19 protein-coding genes and 2 pseudogenes are annotated in these 23,376 nt (G+C 33.7%); 16 read left to right on the top strand and 5 right to left on the bottom strand.

What is annotated here, in order from left to right:
* Nucleotides 1-376: 376 nt before the first annotated feature.
* The 11 genes and pseudogenes from ACYQ73_RS16845 (at nucleotide 377) to ACYQ73_RS16795 (ending at nucleotide 13,515) form a co-directional block, all read left to right on the top strand.
* Nucleotides 377-1,855 carry an Lsa family ABC-F type ribosomal protection protein gene (locus ACYQ73_RS16845; RefSeq protein ID WP_460013556.1) on the top strand — a complete coding sequence of 493 codons (1,479 nt, stop codon included), beginning with the start codon at nucleotides 377-379 and terminating at the stop codon, nucleotides 1,853-1,855.
* Nucleotides 1,856-2,288: 433 nt separating this feature from the next.
* Nucleotides 2,289-2,825, top strand: coding sequence for a PadR family transcriptional regulator (locus ACYQ73_RS16840; protein ID WP_460013555.1), 537 nt, complete (start codon nucleotides 2,289-2,291; stop codon nucleotides 2,823-2,825).
* A gap of 23 nt (nucleotides 2,826-2,848) precedes the next feature.
* Nucleotides 2,849-4,588 (top strand): MFS transporter, encoded by a 1,740-nt coding sequence (locus ACYQ73_RS16835; RefSeq protein WP_460013554.1) that lies wholly within the window; start codon nucleotides 2,849-2,851, stop codon nucleotides 4,586-4,588.
* Nucleotides 4,589-4,883: 295 nt separating this feature from the next.
* The gene (locus ACYQ73_RS16830) at nucleotides 4,884-5,111 is read left to right on the top strand and encodes a hypothetical protein (protein WP_460013553.1); all 228 of its coding nucleotides are present in this window, start codon (nucleotides 4,884-4,886) and stop codon (nucleotides 5,109-5,111) included.
* 264 nt (nucleotides 5,112-5,375) lie between these two features.
* Nucleotides 5,376-7,355 carry a cation:proton antiporter gene (locus tag ACYQ73_RS16825; RefSeq protein WP_460013552.1) on the top strand — a complete coding sequence of 660 codons (1,980 nt, stop codon included), beginning with the start codon at nucleotides 5,376-5,378 and terminating at the stop codon, nucleotides 7,353-7,355.
* A 67-nt stretch (nucleotides 7,356-7,422) separates the two neighbouring features.
* Nucleotides 7,423-7,611 (top strand): annotated as a pseudogene (locus ACYQ73_RS16820) (MFS transporter); the annotation flags it as partial.
* Nucleotides 7,612-7,976: 365 nt separating this feature from the next.
* The gene (locus tag ACYQ73_RS16815) at nucleotides 7,977-9,404 is read left to right on the top strand and encodes an ABC transporter permease (protein ID WP_460013551.1); all 1,428 of its coding nucleotides are present in this window, start codon (nucleotides 7,977-7,979) and stop codon (nucleotides 9,402-9,404) included.
* Between the two features lie 10 nt (nucleotides 9,405-9,414).
* Nucleotides 9,415-10,101, top strand: coding sequence for an ABC transporter ATP-binding protein (locus ACYQ73_RS16810; RefSeq protein WP_460013550.1), 687 nt, complete (start codon nucleotides 9,415-9,417; stop codon nucleotides 10,099-10,101).
* 96 nt (nucleotides 10,102-10,197) lie between these two features.
* Nucleotides 10,198-10,509 carry a hypothetical protein gene (locus ACYQ73_RS16805; protein ID WP_460013549.1) on the top strand — a complete coding sequence of 104 codons (312 nt, stop codon included), beginning with the start codon at nucleotides 10,198-10,200 and terminating at the stop codon, nucleotides 10,507-10,509.
* Nucleotides 10,510-11,402: 893 nt separating this feature from the next.
* A complete protein-coding gene (locus tag ACYQ73_RS16800; RefSeq protein ID WP_460013548.1) occupies nucleotides 11,403-12,065 on the top strand; it encodes a response regulator transcription factor in 663 nt (220 codons plus the stop codon).
* Nucleotides 12,058-13,515, top strand: a complete 1,458-nt coding sequence (locus ACYQ73_RS16795) for a sensor histidine kinase (RefSeq protein ID WP_460013547.1) — start codon at nucleotides 12,058-12,060, stop codon at nucleotides 13,513-13,515. Before ACYQ73_RS16800 ends, ACYQ73_RS16795 begins: the two co-directional genes overlap by 8 nt.
* A gap of 177 nt (nucleotides 13,516-13,692) precedes the next feature.
* Here ACYQ73_RS16795 and ACYQ73_RS16790 read toward each other — a convergent pair whose 3' ends face one another.
* Nucleotides 13,693-14,199: a MarR family transcriptional regulator gene (locus ACYQ73_RS16790; RefSeq protein ID WP_460013546.1), complete on the bottom strand. Its 507-nt coding sequence runs from the start codon at nucleotides 14,197-14,199 to the stop codon at nucleotides 13,693-13,695.
* Between the two features lie 158 nt (nucleotides 14,200-14,357).
* On the opposite strand from ACYQ73_RS16790, the gene ACYQ73_RS16785 reads away from it, so the two are divergent.
* Nucleotides 14,358-15,368 (top strand): quinone oxidoreductase family protein, encoded by a 1,011-nt coding sequence (locus tag ACYQ73_RS16785; protein ID WP_460013545.1) that lies wholly within the window; start codon nucleotides 14,358-14,360, stop codon nucleotides 15,366-15,368.
* Between the two features lie 326 nt (nucleotides 15,369-15,694).
* Here the strand turns inward: ACYQ73_RS16785 and ACYQ73_RS16780 are convergent, their stop codons facing one another.
* Both ACYQ73_RS16780 and ACYQ73_RS16775 read right to left on the bottom strand, forming a co-directional pair.
* The gene (locus tag ACYQ73_RS16780) at nucleotides 15,695-15,811 is read right to left on the bottom strand and encodes a YjcZ family sporulation protein (protein ID WP_460013544.1); all 117 of its coding nucleotides are present in this window, start codon (nucleotides 15,809-15,811) and stop codon (nucleotides 15,695-15,697) included.
* 287 nt (nucleotides 15,812-16,098) lie between these two features.
* Nucleotides 16,099-16,203, bottom strand: a complete 105-nt coding sequence (locus ACYQ73_RS16775; protein WP_460013543.1) for a YjcZ family sporulation protein — start codon at nucleotides 16,201-16,203, stop codon at nucleotides 16,099-16,101.
* Between the two features lie 613 nt (nucleotides 16,204-16,816).
* On the opposite strand from ACYQ73_RS16775, the gene ACYQ73_RS16770 reads away from it, so the two are divergent.
* On the top strand, nucleotides 16,817-17,314 hold the full coding sequence (locus tag ACYQ73_RS16770; RefSeq protein ID WP_460013542.1) for a S4 domain-containing protein: 498 nt from the start codon (nucleotides 16,817-16,819) through the stop codon (nucleotides 17,312-17,314).
* Nucleotides 17,315-17,865: 551 nt separating this feature from the next.
* Nucleotides 17,866-18,762, top strand: a complete 897-nt coding sequence (locus ACYQ73_RS16765) for a hypothetical protein (protein WP_460013541.1) — start codon at nucleotides 17,866-17,868, stop codon at nucleotides 18,760-18,762.
* Between the two features lie 1,004 nt (nucleotides 18,763-19,766).
* Here ACYQ73_RS16765 and ACYQ73_RS16760 read toward each other — a convergent pair.
* Nucleotides 19,767-20,300 (bottom strand): CotG/ExsB N-terminal domain-containing protein, encoded by a 534-nt coding sequence (locus ACYQ73_RS16760; protein ID WP_460013540.1) that lies wholly within the window; start codon nucleotides 20,298-20,300, stop codon nucleotides 19,767-19,769.
* 235 nt (nucleotides 20,301-20,535) lie between these two features.
* Between ACYQ73_RS16760 and ACYQ73_RS16755 the strand changes: the two genes are divergently transcribed.
* A complete protein-coding gene (locus tag ACYQ73_RS16755) occupies nucleotides 20,536-21,627 on the top strand; it encodes a CotH kinase family protein (RefSeq protein WP_460013539.1) in 1,092 nt (363 codons plus the stop codon).
* 269 nt (nucleotides 21,628-21,896) lie between these two features.
* Here the strand turns inward: ACYQ73_RS16755 and ACYQ73_RS16750 are convergent.
* Nucleotides 21,897-22,324: pseudogene (locus tag ACYQ73_RS16750) on the bottom strand (IS1595 family transposase); the annotation flags it as partial.
* A gap of 348 nt (nucleotides 22,325-22,672) precedes the next feature.
* Between ACYQ73_RS16750 and ACYQ73_RS16745 the strand changes: the two are divergent.
* Entirely contained in the window at nucleotides 22,673-23,344 is a 672-nt protein-coding gene (locus tag ACYQ73_RS16745) for a lipoprotein BA_5634 family protein (protein ID WP_460013538.1), read from the top strand.
* Nucleotides 23,345-23,376 lie beyond the last annotated feature (32 nt).

Here is a 23,376-nt window from a genome sequence, read left to right as displayed (position 1 = left end):
TATTTTTATTTGAAATGAAAAACTTCAAACTACAAAATATAGGATTAGTCTGTCCATTTTTATAAATCAGTTTCCACTTTATTTGTCATGGTTCCAATGGCAAATAAAGAGCTTATTTACTATAAGTGAAAGACTAATCCTTCCAATTTACAAATTGGGAGGATTTTTTATTCTCTCATGGTTAATCTTATTATCAGTAACTTTTAATAAAGAAAGGAGAGTTAAAAATGAGCGATTCAGATACGATTGTTACGCATGTATTACTCCGTACAAGTCGTTAATATCCATCAAACTTATACGGAGAAATTTAAAATGGATGGATATGCCGACTTTGTATAAAAAGTAAAAAGTATTGATATACAAAGGAGGAATTATTATGTCAATGATACAAGTTCAAAATTTAACTTTTTCTTATCCAAATAGCTTTGACAATATTTTTGAAAATGTAAACTTTCAAATAGATACGGATTGGAAACTTGGATTTATCGGTAGAAATGGACGAGGAAAAACAACATTTTTTAATTTATTATTAGGGAAATATGAGTATAGTGGGAAGATCAATTCTTCGGTGGAATTTAACTATTTCCCTTATCCAGTTTCTGATAAGAACAAGTATACTCATGAAATCATGGAAGAAATTTGCCCCCAAGCAGAAGATTGGGAAATTCTTCGTGAAATATCCTATCTAGACGTTGATGCCGAGGTCATGTATCGACCTTTTAAAACATTGTCTAATGGAGAACAAACAAAGGTGTTGCTTGCTGCACTTTTTTTGACGGAGGGTCAATTTCTATTAATTGATGAGCCAACCAACCATCTTGACACGGAAGCACGAAAGATGGTCTCTGAATATTTAAGGAAGAAAAAAGGGTTTATATTAATTTCACATGACAGAATCTTTTTAGATGGATGCGTTGACCATATCCTATCCATAAATAGGGCCAATATTGAAGTTCAAAGTGGTAACTATTCTTCTTGGAAATTAAATTTTGATAGACAGCAGGAACACGAAGAGGCAACTAATGAGCGACTACAAAAAGACATAGGGAGATTAAAACAGTCTTCAAAGCGTACATCAGGATGGTCAAATCAAGTGGAAGCTTCCAAAAATGGAACAACGAATTCAGGTTCTAAGTTAGACAAAGGTTTTGTAGGACATAAAGCAGCAAAGATGATGAAGAGGGCAAAAAACCTTGAATCAAGGCAACAAAAAGCTATTGAAGAAAAGTCAAAATTGCTAAAAAATGTGGAAAAAACGGAGTCATTAAAATTAGAATCATTGGCGTTTCATTCAAATGAATTGATTGTTTTGGCTGATGTGTCTGCTAAGTATGAAGACCAAATAGTGAATAAGCCAATAAGCTTTAAACTGGAACAAGGTGACAGAATTGTGCTTGATGGAAAGAATGGAAGCGGAAAAAGTAGTATCCTCAAACTAATTCTAGGAAGTCCGATACAGCATACAGGCTCGATGTATGTAGGTTCAGGTCTCGTTATTTCCTATGTCCAACAAGATACTTCTCATTTGAAGGGAATGTTATCGGACTTTATTGAAGAGCATGGGATTGATGAAACGTTATTTAAATCTATCCTACGTAAGATGGACTTTGACCGAATTCAATTTGAGAAAGATATATCTCATTATTCTGGTGGACAAAAGAAAAAGCTGCTTATAGCCAAAAGTTTATGTGAAAAAGCGCATATCTATATTTGGGATGAACCGTTGAATTTTATTGATATTTATTCGCGTATGCAAATTGAAGAGCTTATTCAAAAATTTAATCCCACGATGGTGTTTGTTGAGCATGATCAAGCATTTCAACAAACAGTTGCAACCAAAACTATATCTATGTAGTTAAATTTGAAAAATTAATATGTAAGTGTAGAATCCATTTTGATCAGTCTTTTTCAAAATGGATTCTTTTATTTGTTGTACTTTACTTTAAAGCAACAATGAAAGGAATGGGTGACAAAAGTATCAAATCAGCTACAACTCAGTATGGTGAGTAATTGGTTTGCCTAAAAGGTCATGGAGATCCATTTTTAACGATGTTTTACGACTTGAACATTATTCAACTGTAATACAAAAGAAAAGTATTTGAAATTCAAAAACGAATAAGAACGGCCGAAGCTGAGCAAAACCTTAATATGAGGATAGACTTTCTGCTTATTACCATTTCATTTCGATAGATAAACTTTACAAACGAATGATTGCATTATATAATCAATAATCATATTAACAATATTCATATGATTATTGGTTATATTCATTATGTGAGGTGTTTATATTGAAAGGAAGAGACGTTGTATTAGGGTTACTGATGGAAAAAGAATTATCTGGTTATGATATAAAGATTGTTTTTGAAGATGTATTTACGCATTTTTTTGATGGTAGTTTTGGAATGATTTATCCAACTTTAAGACAGCTGGAAAAAGAGGGGAAAATAAAAAAAGAGGTTGTCATGCAAGAAGGTAAGCCAAATAAAAAAATGTATTTCATAACAGATGAAGGAAGGGAAGAGTTTTTTCAATACATGAACACAGATGTAGAGAAGGATGTTCTACGTTCTGACTTTTTAATGCGGATGTATTTTGGGAATTATAGTGATACCAATACAATGAAAAAGTGGATTAAAGAAGAAATTGAGAGAAAAGAGGCGTATGTTACAGATCTCCATTTAAAATATGAAAAGTGGAAAGATGGCATTACATATGCAGAAGAGATTTCATTAGATGTTGGGATTGCATCTTATACTGCACAAGTTGAAACATTAAAAAAAAAATTAGCGCAATTAACAACATTAGAAATAAGAGATAAAAAGTAAAGTTTCATGAGAGGGAGGAATTTATGGAACAACCAAAAGGAATCAAAATCGTTTTCTTAATGTGTTTAGGGATTTTCTTATGTATGATTGATACGACAATTATGAATATTGCCTTACCAGCAATACAGACTGATGTGAACACATCTTTGGAGAAAATGTCTTGGATATTGAATGTTTATACGATGTCAATTGCTGTATTAGCGATACCACTAGGGCGAGTCGCTGATATCTTTGGAAAGGCAAAATTATATATTATAGGTTTAATAGTTTTTGGAGTTGGTTCAGCGTTATGTGCATTTGCAAATACGGGGGGTTTTCTTATTTTTTCTCGTTTCATTCAAAGTATTGGAGCTGCCGTTTTGTTTCCAATAAGTATGATTATTGGAGTATCCGCAGTTCCAATGGCAAAAAGGCATGTTGCGTTGGGGATTTTAGGGGTGACACAAGGGTTATCGGCAGCCATAGGACCTGCACTAGGAGGAGTTATTACACAAAATTTAGGATGGAGATGGGTATTCTTTGTCAATATTCCGATTTGTGTAATTGGTATTGTTTTATGTTTCATTATGTTAAAGATAAAGAATGAGGAACGAGTAGTATCTAAAATTGATTGGACTGGATTAGTTCTTTCTAGCTTAGCTATTTTCTTTTTTACACTTATTTTAGTGAAAGGGAATACCTGGGGTTGGTTGAGTAACTTTGCATGGGTTTGCTATTTCATCAGTGCTATTTCTTTTATTCTATTTATCTTAGTTGAAAGAAAAGTTACATCACCGATGGTAAATTTACAGCTATTTAAAGATCGAACTTTTGTTGGAGCTTCTATTGTCGTTATACTTAGTAATTTGTTTTTAATTGGTGTAACAGTTTTACTTCCAACGTTTCTCACAAAAATACAACACCGAACAGAAATGGAAGCAGCTTTTTTAGTGACACCTATTTCTGCCATGATATTTTTAGTTTCGCCTTTCGCTTCACTGGTTATGAAGAAACTAGGCAAGGTTCAGGTTATTTTAGTCGGGTTTATAGTTATGAGTTTTGCTTATTATTGTTTACAGATGATAGGAGCTGAATCAACAAGTAGAGAAATTATCATTCCGTGTATGATTTTAGGTGTTGGATTTGGTTTAGTTGTTGGGCCAATTACTATGTTAACAGCTTCCACATTTGAGGGAGAATTACTAACCGCCTCCCAAAGTGTTGTGTCCATGCTCAGACAAATTGGAATTGTATTGGCTGTGGCTATTTTTGTATCAGGATTAACTCATAATTTATCAATAAATAAAGAAAATGTTTATCACTATGCTGAAAAAAAAGTGCATGAACTTCATGTTGATCAAGCGGAGCAAGAGCAAATTTTAACAGTAACAAAGGAAAAAATACAAAGCGAAGGCTTAGAGTCTAATATAGAAAATAAACAAGGAACTAATAATATTGGCATAAGTCAACAACAAAAGGAAAGCATGATTAATGAGAAAGTAAACAATGCTTTAAATGAAGTTCCGGTAGAATATAGAGAAATAAAACGGGTAGAAATTACAAACCAAGTAACGAAAGCAGTTGAAGAAAAAATAGAGGACACAAAGAGAGAAATGGATGCATTCTCGGATATTATTAGTCATTATGCTGAAAAAGAGATGGCAAAAAGTTTTACAGATTTATATAAAGTGAGTGTACCAATTATTTTACTCTGTAGTTTAGTTGCTTTTGTGTTTCGTAATAGAAAATTTGAAGTTGATAAGAAGATAAGGCAAAATGTATAGTAAATTTCTTATAACTTCTAAAGGGGTTCCTTCAGGTATTAATATGGCTTTATATTTTGGTGAGAAAATTATGGTGGAATCTGCAATTAATGAACAGCTAAAACTATCGAATTTGTACTATAATTTTTTTTCTTCTTACTGCAAAATCATGTAAACCATGACCAGACGCTCAAACACAATTGAGCTCCTGGTCTTTTTAGTTGTAAATTGAAAGGTTGGATTTATTCTTTAATCTACACACTTGAAATTAAATGTTCCAACAATTAATAAAATACCACGCCAAGGCGGTAAGATCTTGCTGCTAGTTATTAAGATTCCGAATAATAACATACCTATGACGAAAATCAGTGATCCACTTTTAATTATAGTTGGAACATTTGAGTTAAACACTTTACTTACGTCAACACCAGAAGCTCCAGCAATCTCGACATATACGACTGCACAGACAATGATTGTGCCTATTATTCCTAACAACATTCCTAAAACGCTCATTAAATTTCTTTGTTCGCTCTGGACTTCGTAGAGTCCAATGAATACAAATACGGCGAGTAATTGCGTTTAGAAACCATGTATTTTATGGCAGCTATATAAAAAACTAAACTTTCGTATCTAACCAAGTGTAATCTTTCGCTTGTTGATGAAATAAGGGGTAAATTGAGTCATTGAACAAATACTAACTGTGAAAAGACTATATTTTATTGAACAGCAAAACCTTATTTATTTATAATTAGTAGGATAAAATAGGTTGACCTTAAAAAACAATATTTCTTAGAAAAGGAGGTCGTACATGGAGCTCTTAATATCGATATTAATTCTACTTGTATTATTATTAGTGACCAATGTCCTGGCACATTATATTTCTTTCATCCCGATTGCTTTAATTCAAATTACAGTTGGAATTATAGTTGCTTTAGTAGCAAAGAATTTTACCATTGAAATCGAAGCGGAATGGTTTTTGCTATTGTTTATTGCACCGTTACTTTATTATGATGGCGCACATTTTCCTCGTGAACAATTATGGAAAATGCGATTACCGATTTTAGGCAACGCTATTGTATTAGTGTTATTAACAACTATTATTGGTGGTCTGGTTGTACACTGGATGATTCCGTCGATTCCTTTAGCGGCTGCCTTTGCTTTAATGGCTATTTTATCGCCTACTGACCCAGTGGCGGTAAATAGTATCGCCAAACGAGTTCATATTCCAGATCGTATAATGAATTTAGTTCGAGGGGAATCATTAATCAATGATGCATCGGGGTTAATCGCGTTTAAATATTCAGTAGCGGCGATTGTAACCGGTTATTTTTCATTGAAAACAGCAACAAGTGATTTTCTATATATGTTTTTTGTTGGTTTACTTATAGGGATTTTCGGTGCATTAGCAATATTTTGGATACGACTTCATCTTCGCCGTATAGGGATAGTGGATTCAACATTTTACGTCTTGCTACAAGTTCTAACACCTTTTATTTTATATTTGATAGCAGAAGAAGTGTTTCATGCTTCAGGAGTAATTACAGTTGTAACAGGTGGAATTATTGCGGCAATTGTTAAAGAAAAGACCGAAAGTTTCATTGCACAGGAACAGGTGGTAACAGAACATGTTTGGTCAATTGTGACTTTTATATTAAATGGGGTTATTTTCCTTCTGCTAGGGCTAATGTTACCTTCTGCTACAAATTCTATACTAGTAAGCGAGGAAATTCACAATAGTATCCTGATTTTATATGTGCTAGGAATTGGCTTGATGGTGTTAGTCATCCGCTTTGCTTGGGTGTTGTTCTTTCATGTAGTAGATAAAAAAATATTTAAGAACGAAGAAATAGTGACCATGAAAGATCATATTGTGACAACGCTTGTTGGCGTGCGTGGTACGATCACGATGGTAGGTATATTATCATTACCTCTCGTAACAAATCAGGGAGAATTATTTCCGGATCGTCAATTACTCATCTTTTTAGCTGCTGGTGTTATTTTATTCACCTTGGTAATGGCAACTATATTTTTACCTTTATTAAATGAACAAGAAAAAGCCCAACAGCCAAATTTAATGAATGAAAAAAGAGAAATGTTAAAACATGCGATTCGTAGTATTCAACGTGAAACAGTTGAAGAAAATGCTGCTATAGCGCTAAAGTTAATGAATCAATATAACGCAATGTTATTGAATATTGAACGAAAACAGTCAGAAGAAGCATTTCAAGCATACAGACAGCAAATGTTGGAAGCTAGAAAAGTTGGGATGGAATTAGAATTAATTTATACGAAGCAATATATGGCTGAACTTGGATTAAACGAATCAATTCAACAGGAAATTGACTATATTCTTAAAGAAAGAAAAGATATGTTAAATAACCGAACATTTACTTTGTTAAAACGTCGTTTACGTCATTTTTTACGCGAACGGAAGATGAGCAAACTACCAGCCAATGTTGTAGAACAAATTAATCATGTAAAAAAAGATTTAAAAGATTATGTGACATCATCAATTATCAAGCATGTTCAAGAAACGAATGAATATTCTTCAGATATTGCGCAAAAAGTGGAAATTTATTATCGTCACTTCCAATATTCATCTTATAAAATGGATTCTTCAGAGCGGGAAGAACAAAAAGAATACTTAGCTTTAATAGCTATTGAAGCACAAAGAAATCTTATAAATGAATGGTATCAAGCTGGAGAAATAAATAATGAATTAGCTAAAGAATTAAGGAGATTTATAAATAATCTGGAAAGTGTTATTTTACTTGAAGAGGAAGAATAAATGGTGGCTGCCCAGCATAATTTGCTGGGCTTTTTATTTGCTTTGGTACTTTGAGTTAGCTTAGGCTAATCAGTCAAAAAAACAATTGGCAATGGCTGCTGGTACAACTATTGGTGGCATTTTTGTTGAGAAAGTATCACTATCTTCAGTTACCTGGATAGGCGCATTAGGAGTTACAATAGCTATTGTAGCAATTTTTAGTACTTTCTCGAGAACAGTCAAGCAAGATGTCAATAGAGAAAAAAACAAACAGTAATAACGAAAAGTTATTGATAAGCATAATGATAGGCTTAAATCCGAGGCATTAGTTCACCGGAATTCCAGAACGAAACGGAAATAGAAATAGTTAATGGTGTAATTACTAATAGATAAATGAAAATACTATTCTTTCTAATTATAAATAAGAAGAATAGTATTTTTTATTTGTTTGTATTGATTTATCAATTGGAATCTTCTACACATTTACTTATTGGAATTGTTACTTTAAATCATTTCTCACAAAATGTAGCACTGAAATTGCTTCACGTAAACTACCGTATTTCTCTAGATAAACTTCGTAGTATCTCCATATAAACTACAGATTACCCTTCTATAGTTGAACTATCAAGGAGGTAATGAAAAATGAATTTTATCAAACGTGCATTTTTAAGTGTTAAAGCAAGGAAGGGAAAATCGCTAATATTATTTACTGTATTTTTAGTAGTTTCCAATTTAGTATTAGCGGGTTTTGCAATTCAAAATGTCGCACAAAAGGCGAATGATCATGCTAGACAAACATTAGGTGTAGACGTAAGTCTTAGAATCGATGAAGAGAAGCTTATGGAAAATGTGGCGAAACAGCGAGAAGAGAATCCGAATGGAAAAATAAAGCATCCAGAACTTTTAGTAGAAGAGGCAGACCAGTTAGCTAAATCACCTTATGTAATAGACTACAACTATCTTAAAAGTGAAATGCTAGTAGCAGATGATTTTGCACCTATTAATAGTGAAAAAGATGATGAAGGGGTTGTTGGAACAGTAGGTGGCGGTAACTCTGGAAATATGAAAATGCCTAATACATTTATCCAAGGTGTAAGAAGTTCTGATTTAATGCAAGATTTTACAGATGGAACGAATGAAATTATTGACGGTCGTCCAGTTACATCAGAGGATGCGAATAAGAAAGTAGCTCTGATTGAAAAACGATTAGCTGAACAAAACGAGCTTCAAGTTGGTGATAAGTTAAAAATTAAATCACCCGAAGAAACATCGGAGGTTGAGTTAGAAATAATAGGGATCTACAAAAATTCCGGGATAACTGACTTCGAGGAAAATTTACCAGCTATGATGCATCCATCGAATAAAATATACACTACTTATGATTCGACGAAAGAAATGGATGAAGAAAATGATAAAAAGGATGTATCTATTAACGAAGCAATTTACTACTTAAATGATCCAGAAAATATTGAGGGTTTTAAAGCAGACGCAAAGAAGACAAAGATTAATTTCGATCTATTTAAGTTAGATGCGCATGATGCTTTATATCAAAAAATGGTAGGTCCTATCGAGAATATTGCGGCTACTTCCAAAATGATTGTCTATTTAGTATCCATTGCAGGCTCAATTATATTAGGTCTTATTATTATGTTGACCATAAAAGAGCGACGTAAAGAATTAGGTATTCTATTGGCCATCGGTGAAAAAAAGAGGAAATTAATAGGACAACTGTTAGTGGAAGTACTATGTATAGCTGTTCTAGCATTTGGCATTGCTATCATTACAGGTAAAACAGTGTCTCAAAAAATGGGCGACAGTTTATTACAGCAAGAAGTTATTGCTGCCGAAGATCAACAACAAGAATCAAATACTTTAGGATTCTCGTTTGGCATGATAAATAAACAAGATAAAGATGTGGAACCGATCGACAATATTGATGTAAGTATATCATCACAAGATGTGTTGAATTTAGGCGGTCTAGGGTTATTAATTGCGATTTTATCAACACTTCTACCAGCATTATCAATTCTTCGCTTAAATCCAAAAGAAATACTATTAAAAGATGAGTAGGAGGAGTCATATGGACATCATATTACAATTTAAAAATCTAAATTACTATTATCAAAATAATAATGGAAAGAACACTTTATTAGAGAATGTTAACTTTACTTTTGAAACAGGTTGTTTCTATAGCATTTTAGGTCCTTCAGGTTCAGGAAAAACAACGGCACTTAGTTTAGCAAGTGGATTAGACAATCCTAAAGAAGGACATGTGCTATACAAAGGAAAAGATATACGGAAAATTGGTTTAGATAAATATAGAAATAAATATGTTTCGATAATCTTTCAATCTTATAATCTCATTACGTATATGACGGCTTTTCAAAATGTCGTCACGGCAATGGAAATTACAGGAGTGAACATAAATGATAAAAAGAGAAGGGCGCTTGAGTTATTAGAAATGGTGGGCTTGTCGGAAATCGAAGCAAAAAGAAAGGTTTTACAGCTTAGTGGTGGTCAACAACAGCGTGTAGCCATAGCTCGTGCTTTATCTTGTGAAGTAGATTTATTAATAGCGGATGAACCAACCGGTAACCTAGACGAGAAAACTTCGGATGAAATTGTTAAATTGTTCAAGGAACTGGCTCATAAAGAAAATAAATGTATCATCGTTGTTACACATTCCCAGGAAGTCGCTAAACAATCTGATAAGGTAGTTTATCTTGAACAACGAAATTTGGTTTGTAAAAATTTGAAGAAGAAATAGTTTGTAAAAATGTGAAGAAGAAATAGTTTGTAAAAATGTGAAGAAGAAATAGTTTGTAAAAATGTGAAGTCAAATATTAAAATTGGAGTGGAAAAAATGTGGACGAAAATAGCAGCATCCATTGGCTTGGTATCTATCGGAATAGCAATTGGTTTATTTGCGAATTTGATTAATTTCGGTGAAAACCTGGATCAAAGTGGAGCCAATTACCAAAAGAACAACACATATTCAGAAGAAAAGATTCCCGATCAGCGGCAGTGGGAATCTCCAAATCCAAGAGGAGAAATGACGCCAGAGCAGTGGGAGGAGTTCACATCAAAACCAAATGAACGGTCACCAGAACAGTGGGATCCTTTCTCATCTAATTCAGAAGAAGATATGATACAAGGTTCTACAGCTCCTAATTGAAATTCTTTGATGCATTAAATAAATTCTATGATACTTTAGCTCGTCAGATTGACACCCAGGCATAAATGAACAGTTACGAATAACATATGTCCCCCTAGGATAAACAGGTGAAATTAAAACATGTTTATCTTAGGGGGAACTTTGTTTCTTAATCAAGATTTTTCTAAGAAATCTACCAGTAGAGATTTTTAGAATTGAAGCTCTAAAACGACTAAATCCTTATTGGTAAGAAAGTAAATGAAGGAGGATGTATAAAAATCTAACGCTTAAGGCTGAAATTATTATCCGTTATTAACTTAATAAATAAATCTTTAAACGACAAAAGAAGAATCCATCTTTTTCAAAATGGATTCTTCTTATTATATTAATAATGCTTTTAAGAGATTTTAATCATTATCATATTAATAAGGGACTTCATACTTTTAAAGAAGATATCCTCTGCTCCTAACGCTTTAAGCGATACGTATGTTAAACACGAACACAATAACAATGTAAAAACGACCAATAATATCAATGGGCGTAAATCAATTTTATACATAAAACCTTCTCCTTAGTTGAGTAAGTTGAAAGAAAACTGCTGTATAGACATATAAATCTAGTCGTTTCCATCCTATTGAAAGTACACATATAATAGAATCAATTTTCTTCCTAACAACTAATGTACATGACCAATATGGTATCTGTGTGAAGATATTGAGGTGTTTATGTAGAGAAGTTGAACCCAAAAGCTTTCCTTCCAGTCGATTGAGTTGATCTCATTGATGTTACAAAACAAAGTCGTAAAGAACCTCCATATTTGTAAATGAGATTGTCTAATATAATTTTAAAAGGTGAGATATCTTCACATAAACTACAAATTGAACGGTTATAATGGCTACGAGGGGGATCTATCGATGAACTATCATATTCTTGTAGTAGAAGACGATTTAGAAATTCAAGAATTAATTAAACAGTTTTTAATGACACAAAATTATACTATAGAGGTTGCCTCAGATGGGCTAGAGGGAATGAAACGATTTAATTCTCAAGCCTTTGATTTAATACTTCTTGACGTCATGATGCCAAACCTTAACGGGTTTGAAGTTGCCAAAATGATTCGTAGTGAGTCAAGTATACCAATTATTATGTTAACGGCTTTAGAAGAAGAACAAGATCAAATGAAAGGCTTTGATCTAGGGATTGACGATTATATAACAAAACCTTTTTCGTTTCATGTGTTGATTAGACGAGTACAAGCGGTTTTAAGAAGAAGTTATGGTAATAATAAGGAGAATCATTTAAGTTTTAATGAACTACATGTCGATTGTGATGGATATAAAGCTTATGTAAATAAGATTGAAGTACCATTAACAACAAAAGAATTCGAAATTCTACAACTACTACTTCATAATGAAAAAAAGGTGCTTACTAGAGAAATCATCATTGAAAAAATTTGGGGCTATGATTATGCAGGAGAAACACGAATGATTGATACACATATAAAAAATTTAAGAAAAAAATTAAATATACCCTATATTAAAACAGTAAAGGGTATTGGATACAAAATCGATGAATAGGCTTGTCAACATCATAAGGATGAAAAAAATAACCTATAAGCTCTTCATGATTACGTCTCTCATATTGTTATCTTTTGCAGTCTTGATTTATTTAACTTTATATTTCTTCCTTCCAACATTTCATGAACAATATAAAACTAATCAGCTCCAATCGGGAATCGAGGAAATAATCCATAATTCTAAAAATTTAACATTGACAAATGCGATACCGCTTTTTGACGACTACATCAAAAATAATAATGCCTTTATTTACCTACAAACTAAAGAAGGAACTATTATATATTCGCCTAATTTTATGATGCAGGGAATTTCACAACTGCCGAATGCTACTGCAAAAACAGCATTACAGAATCAAGAAACACCTAGAAATGCATATTTTGTTACTTTGCCGATTCAATTTCTAGATGAAGGTAATTTAACGGTTACTGTATTCGCGACATTTCAACCTATTGATGAAGCGTCGCAGGTCTTAGTACGTTTTCTACCTTTTATAAGTATGATTGTAGTGGTTATTGGATTGGGGAGTGCCTATTTATATTCAAGGTTCATTACAAAACCGCTCATTTATATTAATGAGGGTGCGCAAAAGATGGCGAACCTGGATTTTTCCGAAAACATCGTAGTCCGTTCAAATGACGAATTAGAGGAACTATCTAATAGCTTGAATGAGATGTCGAATAATTTGCAACAAACTATGCTCGATTTACAAAAAGCAAATGAACAATTAAAAGACGATATTGAAAGAGAACGAAAAATTGAAACAAAACGAAGAGAATTTTTTGCAACTATTTCACATGAATTAAAAACGCCTCTCACTGTAATGAAGGGATATTTAGAAGGGATGATTTATAATATCGGCCCTTATCAAAATCGTGACTTCTATTTAGAAAAAAACCACGAAATAATCGAAAGAATGGAGCAATTGGTTCGAGAAATTTTGAGTATGTCTAAACTAGAACAAGATACCTTCAAACATCAATTGGAGGAAGTTGGTCTTTTTGAATTATTTGATACAATAACGAAAGATCTCGGTTTTTTTGCATCTCAAAAGGACATTCAGATAATAACACAAATTTCTCCTTACATGAATGTACGTACAGATCGTGATTTATTAGAAAAAGCCTTTAAAAACATAATTCATAATGCAATTATTTATTCACCTCAAGGAGAAACAGTATTTATAGAGGTAACTGAGCTTCCTAAAGAAAGTCAGATTGAAATAAAAGTAATTAATTCAGGTGTTAAAATTAAAGAAGAAGAAATCCAACAATTATTCGAGCCATTTTATCGAATCGAAAAGTCAAGAAATCGAAATACAGGTGGAAGCGGTCTCGGTCTATATATTGTAAAACAAATTTTTGAATCTCTATCTGTTACCTATTCAATAACTAATAGCGAAAATGGCGTCCAATTTTTAGTTAATATACCTTGTTCCCGTTGTAATGGTTAAAACGTAAATAGAGGACTCTTTATCAAAATGACTAGGCGCTTATAAAATTCCGAACTGCTTTTTACATGTAGACAACGGAAATAATAAAATTGTATTAAACGGCTTGAGTCCTATAGAATTAAGGCTCAAGCCGTTTAATCGTTTCTGGTAGCCACAATGAAGGTAAGGCGGGGGAGTTTACTCTTCTGATTGAAACAATGATTGTTTTAAGATGTCTTCTAATACTCTAGTTAAAAAATCCAATTCATTAGAGTGGTATTGATTTAAAAAATGAATTACATTCTTATCTATATGCTCATGAAGTTCCTTGTGAACCTCAAACAATTCATATCCGAGTGGTGTAATAGAAAAGAGTATTTCCTTTTTATTATCGGGCAACTGCTCTTTACTTATGAGGTTTAAACTCTCTAACTTACGCGTAATTTTTGAAACAGTTCCTTTGGGAATTTCCATTTCTTTAGAGATCGTAATGCCGTTGACGGGCCCGAATTTTCCAATTGCATCTAAAACATGTAACATCATTATCGTTATATTCGGCAAAAGTTGTCTTAAAATTGGATTTTTAACCTTTTGGGCCATCCACTGTTTTTCCTCGTCATCTCCGTCTGTAAATTTTTTCGAAACTTGCTCTGTTAATTTAATGATTTGAAAAACAAGGGCATCCTTTTCTCTGCTATCGTACATCGTTTATTCACCTTTTCATTAGTTTATTAAGAAATAGCTCTGTTTCTATAGTATACAAGAAATAAGTACTCTCACAAAGTTTCTTAGAAACCATATTGACATCGATTCCTAAAATGGTAATATGGTTTCTAGGAAACAATATTGAAGGAGAGGATAAAATGAGAAATCAAGAAAAGATGCAAGTCGTTCGTATTTATGAATATGGTGGTCCTGAAAAAATGCAGTTAGAATGGCTGGATGTCCCTAAAGTAGGTAAAGATGAGGTGCTCGTCAAAGTAAAGTTTGCCTCTGTGAATTTCCTTGACATTCAGATGCGTCGTGGTGATCTGGTAAAGCAACAATTTTACGGAAAGGAAGCAGGTTTCAATAATAGCCTGCCAATTACGATTGGTAGTCAATGTATGGGTGTTATTGAAGCGGTAGGTGAAAATGTTGACCATTTAAAACCTGGAGATAGGGTAATCTGTGGAGGTGGGGGAACCTATGCAACCTATGTAGTTGCTTCAGCAAAGAGAATGGTTCCAATAAATATAGATATTCCTGATCAACAAGCAGCAGCCGGACTGACACAGGGATTTTTAGCCTATGCCTTTACACATAAAGCTTATCCTATTCAAGGGGGAGAATGGTGTTTAGTTCAAGCAGCAGCTGGGGGACTTGGTAGTTTAATATGCCAAATGACAAAGCTCCGAGGAGGAAAAGTAATTGGGGTAACATCAAAAGAAGAAAAGGCGAAATTTGTGCTTGAAGCTGGTGCGGATATCGTTTTGATTTCCACCAAAGAGAACATTCCTGAGAAAGTTAGAGAAATAACAAATGGAGAGGGTGTTCGTGTGGTATATGATGGGGTTGGCAAGGATACCTTTGAATCAAATTTGAATAGTCTTGGTTTAGGAGGTTATCTAGTGATGTATGGTCAGTCAAGTGGATATGTTCCGCCATTTGATATAATGAAACTCCAAGAAAAAGGGTCTCTATTTTTAACAAGAACAAATGGACTTCCGTATATGAAATATTGGCCCGAATATATGGAGAATTTCCAAAAGTGGGTAGAGAATGATAGTATTTCGATAAAAATAGACCATGTGTATCCCTTAAAAGATGTAGCCAAGGCGCATTCTAGAATGGAGGATAGAAACTCGATTGGAAGAATTTTGTTGAAGCCTTAAGTAATTGATAACGAAAAAAGGAATTCCATTTAATCAACAATTATTTATCACATTGTGAATTTAAAAGAGTGATCCTTGCAAATAATTATTTTATTAAAGAAAAGTCGTTTCGTTATTAGAGAAGCGGCTTTTTACTGTAGCTAATCTAGCATATCAATGATGTGGCTTTTTAAGATGCCTTTGAAAGTTGAGTATGACATAGATAGAGGAAATATTAAAAGGGCCACCGGAGGATTGTGACCCTGTTGAGATTTGGAGGGAAGGATAATTTTAAGTTTAAGTTTGTATTAACCTAATAGTTATGAGCATAAGAGGCGGTATTGGTATTAATATGTTCTCATGAAACTAGCGCCGACAATAATTAGAAGAATGAATAGAACAACAATTAACGCAAATGCTGAACCAGTGCCATAACCACTACCACTACCATAATATCCAGACATAGTTACTCCCCCCCCTTTCTATAATTTATTATATGTATCGTTGTCAATAAGAACTGCGATATTTATCTTAGGACGCCCTAGTAAAATGTTAATAAAAAGGTATTCATTATCAAGAACAATGTTAGGCGCTAACTATAGTCACATAAAACTAGTGTGGCTTTTTATTATGTCTAGGGGGATGAGTAAGAAGGGTCACCGGAGGATAATGACCCTGAGTATTTGAAGGTGTAAGGTTAAATTTAGTATTACCTTACAATAGTTATGAGCATAAGAGGCGGTATTGGGTATTAATAGACTCTCATGAAACTAGTGCCGACAATAATTAGAAGAATGAATAGAACAACAATTAACGCAAATGCTGATCCTGTACCATAACCACTACCACAAGACATAATTATAACCCTCCTTTCTTTAATTTATATTATGCATAGTATTCGAAAGCGATATTGATAATTATCTAGTTGATGTTTATGTATTTTTAGAAAAAAATGATGAAGATTTGGAAATAGCAGAAGGTTGGTGATAAGTTCGTTAACAAAGATGACTGTAATAACATTGTGAACTAAAAAAGAGCAGAGGGATAGATTTGTATCTGAATTCAAATTATCTGTTGCAGGTTAAAATTTAAAGGAGCACTTTAGTAAAAGTGATCCTAGAATAAGGAGGAGTTATGTTCATTTGCTATATCCTATTTTTCAATGTTGTGAACAAAAAAGGTTGACTAAAGGAAAATAATGAAGAGCTCTGCACCAATCATGGTGGGCTTTCCTGTTCGGAAAATCTGTAATGATAAATAAATTGGAAAGCAATATCCTCAAATTTTTTTCAAGGGGGTAGTGTGCCCATTTTTCTCATTACGAAGGAACCGAGCAACCCTGTAGTCTCAATGCGTCAGGAGGTCCTTGTGTAGGATCTCCTTTTTTATTTATACAATAAATTTTACATTGTACTGCGAGATATCCAATTAGATGCTTGCGTACCTTTATCTTAAGAGGTGAAGGATTAATGTTAAATATTACATTCCGCTGGAAGCTTTCTCAAATACCAGAACGAACTGTCAAGAAGCACTGCAAAATGTGTGGGAAATTATCTATTTTTACGGATACAAATGTACGAAGGCATAATGCAAATGGAAAAAATATATACCAATATGCAATTTATAAATGTGAGAAAAATCATACGTGGAACAAAAAGTTAGCAATTTATAAAACGTTCTCAAAGCATGTTGCTGAAGTTGAGGAACAGAACGAAGCATCTTCAATATTATCAACGATTCCGATAATCTGCTTAGTAGAACAAGGAATAAAGGTGATACACATTGTATTAGATGATGTGATTGGAAAACATCGAATTGATAAAGTGCTTGCAATCCAAATTGAGAATTGGAGTCGTTCACAGATCATAAAGAAAATTGTAAATGGAACGATTCAATTAAATGGTCAAATCATTAAACCTAGTGCTAAATTGTCAAAGGGTGAACGCATTTCTATTTTTATTGACTAAATAATGTACTTTCAAGGTCGCAACATGTGAAGGGAGACATTCCTTACACGGTTGCGACCTTTTACTAACTGATCTGCATCGTTGAGGCTTCGCTTCCGCACAAAAAACATCTGTTGCTGTCGCTGCGTTAGCACTACGCTTTCGCACAAAAAACATCTGTTGCTGTCGCTACGTTAGCACTACGCTTTCGCACAAAAAACATCTGCAGGCCTAAGCATAAAGCCGATTCCGGTCGCAATTATGTCGAGGGATTATCGATTTCCCTTAAAATGGTTTTTTTGAAAAATGATGAAACTTATTGTGGTAATTCTCGTCTATTAACCGAATCATCATTTTAGGAGGAAATATGTGGATAACAAAATAATCTAACAACTCAGTATTTTATGGATTAATTGATGATAAAGCTGCTCTTAGTGGCTTGAAAATAAACGATACTTGGTAAGCCTAGTTTTCTTACCGCAAAGGATAAGGATTACAATATGGTCAAAAGTCTAAAATATCAAAAAGTTTCAGTTGATTAAGGATAGGGAAAAATAAAGGGGGCTAATGCCATGAAAAAAATACTATTCACTTTCATGCTTTTAAGTTTCAGTATAGTAAGTGCATGCTCTGATAAAGAAGGGCCTGGGCCTAACAATTCTCAAGAGGCGCAACAATATAACATGCCGAACAAGTCACATGAAGAACAACCATCTAATACGCCGAATAAATCACAAGAAGAACAACAACCTAACGTGCCAAACAAGCCACAAGATGAAGAACGTCAATCACAAGAAAATCAGCAGAAACCCAAAACAAATACGGGAGACACAGTAGCATCTAATACACAGGCTGGGGCATTAAAAAATATTAAGGACCAGCTTAAAACTAATTTACCTATAATTTTACCAAAAGGGTTTCCGATAACAAATGGTACATTTTTAACTGCAACAACGAAGAAAGAAGCTAATCAAGTTGAAGTACTATTCTTTGAAAGTAAAGAGGTTTTGCCAATCAATGATAAGAAGCTTAAAAATTCACAGACAGCTATGATTATTGCAAGACTAGTAGTAAAGCAATATCCGAATGCTAAAGAAGCAAATGAGCAAATTTCATATCAGAACTTTAGTCAAAATGGTGGTCAAAAGGTTGATCTTGGCTATAACATTAAAGGTTATCAGGATGCTGGAGCGGGTTCGTTATGGACTGGTTGGAATGAGGGAAGATGGGCATTGGCGACACATACACGAACAGACAATCCAGAAGCAGGTGTAAAGCTTGCTAAACAGGCAGTCCAATTTTTAGAAACACATATGCTTCCTATTCCAAAACAAAATGGTTTTGCGCACTTAGATGTTTATAAATCAGGAAATACAATTGTTTGGCAGGACGAAAAACTTGTCTATACGCTTGATTCAATCAAAGAGCCTCTAAAAGCACTTGAAATTGCCGCAGGTTTTTATCATTAATAAAATTCTAAATTTGGTTCTAGATAAATTCGCAAAGACAGACGTTATGTAATAAAACTTTTTTATTTATGTTAAGCGCCTGAGGTTGAATCGACTCAGGCTCTTTTGTTGAGTATTGCCTAGAGCAACTTGCAAAAAGTACATTACACGTCATTGCAGTAGTGGTATTGCATGATTAAGTTAAGGTTTCGCCACATCAGAACGTATGCTGCAACATATGCTAATCCAATATATATATAACATGAAGTAGTTTATTAAAGAATGTGTATGTAAGGAATAAAGCCCACATTAGCCATCCATAAAGCGCAAAAATAAGCACTTCACAACAGAAAAAGTTCTTTCATGGGAGTTTAAGTGTAATAGTTCACAATCTTAATATTTATTTCTTCTATATGCATATCTTCTTTAGTTTTATTTATTACAGAAATACTGCCCTTTAGTTCAGGAAGAATTTTCAACTATAATCGAAATCGCATACATTTTTAGGTTACTTAACAACAGACATGGTAATGAATACTTGGTTCTAGATGCCAATTGGAGAGTAGTTATATAGGTAGCGATTTGCGGAACATTCCAAAATCATTACATGCAAACAATGCAAAGATCTCAAATATGGGTCTTAGTCTAAGTCTCTTCATTAAATAAACATATCCTTTACTAAATCCTAAGAAGGGAGGTGAAAAGTGTTAAATCCAATGCATTTTAATATAGGACATCAAATGTTTCTCAGTTTTCCTAGATACAAAGGAATAGGAGGATCCCATGAGGGTTAAATAATTCTGATAGATGTTATGTAATACACAACGATAACAATTCTTCCAGAAGAATATACATAAAAGAAGGAACCCATCCCAGCTGTCCCTTTCATTTTTCTTTCAAACTTGGACTTCGATAGGAATAACATATAAAAAGTTAACTAGTAAGAACTAGTTAACTTTTTATACAGACGCACTCAATAGTCCATTGAATAACATGAAGTGACATACTCTTCAGATAGCGAAAAATCACCAGAAGTTTTTAAAAAATAAGTCATTCCAAAAGGAGTTACTGCTCGTGCGTCGTTGGATTCGCGAAGTACGACATACCCTGCTCGTGCGTCGTTGAATTCGCGAAGTACGACGTACCCTGCTCGTGCGTCGTTGGATTCGCGAAGTACGACATACCCTGCTCGTGCGTCGTTGGATTCGCGAAGTACGACGTACCCTACTCGTGCGTCGTTGTTTTCGTGAAGTACGACGTACCCTGCTCGTGCGTTGGTGGATTCGCGAAGTACGACGTACCCTGCTCGTGCGTCGCTGGATTCGCGAAGTACGACGTACCCTGCTCGTGCGTCGCTGGATTCGCGAAGTACGACGTAATCTGCTCGTGCGTCGCTGTTTTCGTGAAGTACGACGTACCCTGCTCGTGCGCCGCTGGACTCGTGAAGTACGACGTCTCCTGCTCGTGCATCGTTCGTTACTAATAGGATCCTGGTGCATGAAGTGACCTAACCCTGAGTTGTTAGCCAATGCTACTGCATTCTGTATAAAAAGTGACATATTCCAAACCTCCTTTCATCTTTATTAGAGAAAGAAGGTAGATTCCTTTTTCAAAAAGAATCAAACCTATGCCTCTGCACATTTCTTTCCCTAATCGTAATATATGAGGTTGCACTAAAGATGTTAGAGTCAATCACATAGTTTTCGAAAGGAAAATATAAACTCTATATCTTTTTGTGGAATCTTACATTTTGTTTTAATACGAATAATTTAAAAATGAAAGGAAAGAATTCGCGTGGATAATGGCATAATAATACCTGAATATCATCTTTTTATTCATCCTTTAGATTTAAGTGAACTTCGGAAAGATATATGGTGTGACGATCCTATTGCTGCCAAGCTAACGATTAACAAAAGAAAGCATGATATTGATATCGCCTATCGTGGCTCCCATATCAGGGATTTTCGAAAAAAGTCGTATCACATTTCGTTTAATAAGCCAAGTACGTATAGAAATACCAAAGAAATTCATATCAACGCAGAATATAGAGATCCTTCTCTATTAAGAAATAAACTATCGCTCGATTTTTTCAATGAAATAGGGTGCTTATCGCCAAAGTCCCAATTTGTAAATATGAAATTGAATGGGAAAAATGAGGGGCTTTATTTGGAATTAGAATCAGTGGATGAGTATTTCCTTAAGAATCGACAACTACCGCAAGGACCAATATTCTATGCGGTTGATGGCGATGCTAACTTTTCGTTGATGAGTGATCTTGATAAAGAAATAAAGAAATCACTTAAAGCTGGCTATGAACTAAAATATGGGACAGAACAAGATGAATTTCATTTACAAAAAATGATTATTGAAATTAATACCATATCAAAGGCAGAATTTGAAAATAAAATTGTGAAATACATCAATGTTAATCAGTATCTTAGCTGGTTGGCTGGTGCTGTTTTCACCCAAAATTTTGATGGTTTTGTTCATAATTACGCATTATACCAAAATAGCGAAACAAGGCAATTCGAAGTCATCCCGTGGGATTACGATGCAACATGGGGAAGGGATGTAAACGGGAAAGTGATGGAGGAAGACTATTTACGAATCGAAGGATTTAATACGCTTACCGCAAGAATTCTCGACGTAAAAACATTTCGACGTCAATACAAAAACTTGCTAAAAGTTATTTTAAACAACCAATTTAATGTAGACTATTTGAAACCGAAAATACAAGGTATGCATAATTTAATAAGACCTTATATTCAAAAAGATCCATATAAAAAAGACGATATCCATTTATTTGATAAGGAACCAGAGTATATATTGGATTTTATTGAAGCACGGGCGAAATATATAAGAGGGAAATTAGATTCATTAGATTAAGTTATTGCATCATCTTACAAAACCCTCTTTCCATGTGATAAGGGGGTTGTTGTCCCTTGAATTAGCACACAATTATCTGTACTGTAAACTATAGTAAAATCGTTTAAGTGATGTTCTTCTTATGTGGTCATATTATTTTATTTTAGGTTTAGTTCATCAGCAAAGCGAGTTACTCGGAGATTATCTCGTGTAATAGTGAAGTCATTTTAGCTTCCTTTCTTCAACTTAGCTGCACCGTTAGTTGAATAACAGTAAACAACTGAATCCGCTTAAAAAGCATCTGATAAATGGTGCTCTTTATCTTTTCTTAATGCTTCAACAGTGAAATAGTTAGATTTTTGACAAGCTGAAATAAGCATTTGCTCTACCCGATTTTCAAATGCTAAGTTTTTATGTAACTAAAGCCACCGATACAGTAGAGGTAATTATCCAAATAATACATATCAACGCTTTGAAATTGTTCCATCCATCCTTTCAAACGGCGATGGAAGTTATTAACGTGTTGCATGTGGAATATCCCTTTTTTTACTCGGTGATTTTGATTAAGATTAACTGTTTCGTGTTTGAGGTTTTTTGCTGCTGTAAATTTTTTGTAATTGGTAGCTGTATCCGTACATAACAAAGAAGAATGGGCTATATAATCCCCGATAACCACATCAATTTCTTCTGCTTTTACACGACCTCTACCCGCCATCTTGAATTGAAATAAAGTCGTACCGTTTATAAAAATTTAATAAAACTCCATTTTGACTAAATTTTTTTCAAAATGGAGTTTTTTGCATTTGCCTTAAATAAAGGATGAAGGAAACTCTTTATCGAATAAAACGATACGAACTATGCCTTTTATGTTTGGATATTAATTATACTTTTTAGTGGCTTAAGGATGTTATTATCTACAAAAGCTCTTTCAATCTTAATTCCTTTTGCAAAATGTTTATTCTTACTAAAGAGTAAGAAAAGAGAATAAATAGTTAGACAACAGTTATTCAAATATGAAGAATATCTAGTCTATAATTTAGACATCAAGTAAATAAGGGGAAATAAAATGAAAAAAATCATTGGCTTAGTTTTAGTTATCGCCATTTTTATTGGTATAGGATTTGGAGTAAAACGTTTTATTGAAGGTCCGCCACAATCAGTCAATGGAATATTAGTTATCGGTACAGAAAAAGAAGTAAATACAGTTAAGCAGTTGTATAAAGATATAACTAAACAAACAGTTGACTACAAAATGAAGTTCATAGTAACAAAAAAAGGTGAATCAAATTTAAAGTATGCAGTTATTAACAAAACTACTGCTGAACAATTAGTTCAGAAAGGAATTATTAGGGCAAGAAAAGATCCAAACAGTGCGTCTATCATTTCAGAACCTGTTCAGGAAATTAAAGAATTATCCGGTTCACTGAATTTGTTCTATTCTTTTAGCGATGGGGTTATGGAATTTCACCAAATAGACTTGAATGGACAAATGATACCTGTACATTATGTTAAACACCAAGCATGGATCGGATATATTCCCATGGATCTTGTTATTCTAAATGACCAAACTTATGATGAATTAGCCGATTCTGAGTCTATGCTCACATTGTTTCAGTTAAATAGTGGTAGTAAATTCGATTATAAGGATAAAGAAAAGACAAACCAAGTTTTCAAAGAAATAGAGAGCGTCTATCCAAATAGCGAAGATAAAGTAAATTTTGTAGACATACAAGATTGAGTTTTAACTTATTTCAGCAATTGTCTTTTGTA

This window comes from Lysinibacillus sp. CTST325 (assembly GCF_054665055.1).
This window is presented reverse-complemented; position numbering and strand designations above follow the sequence as displayed.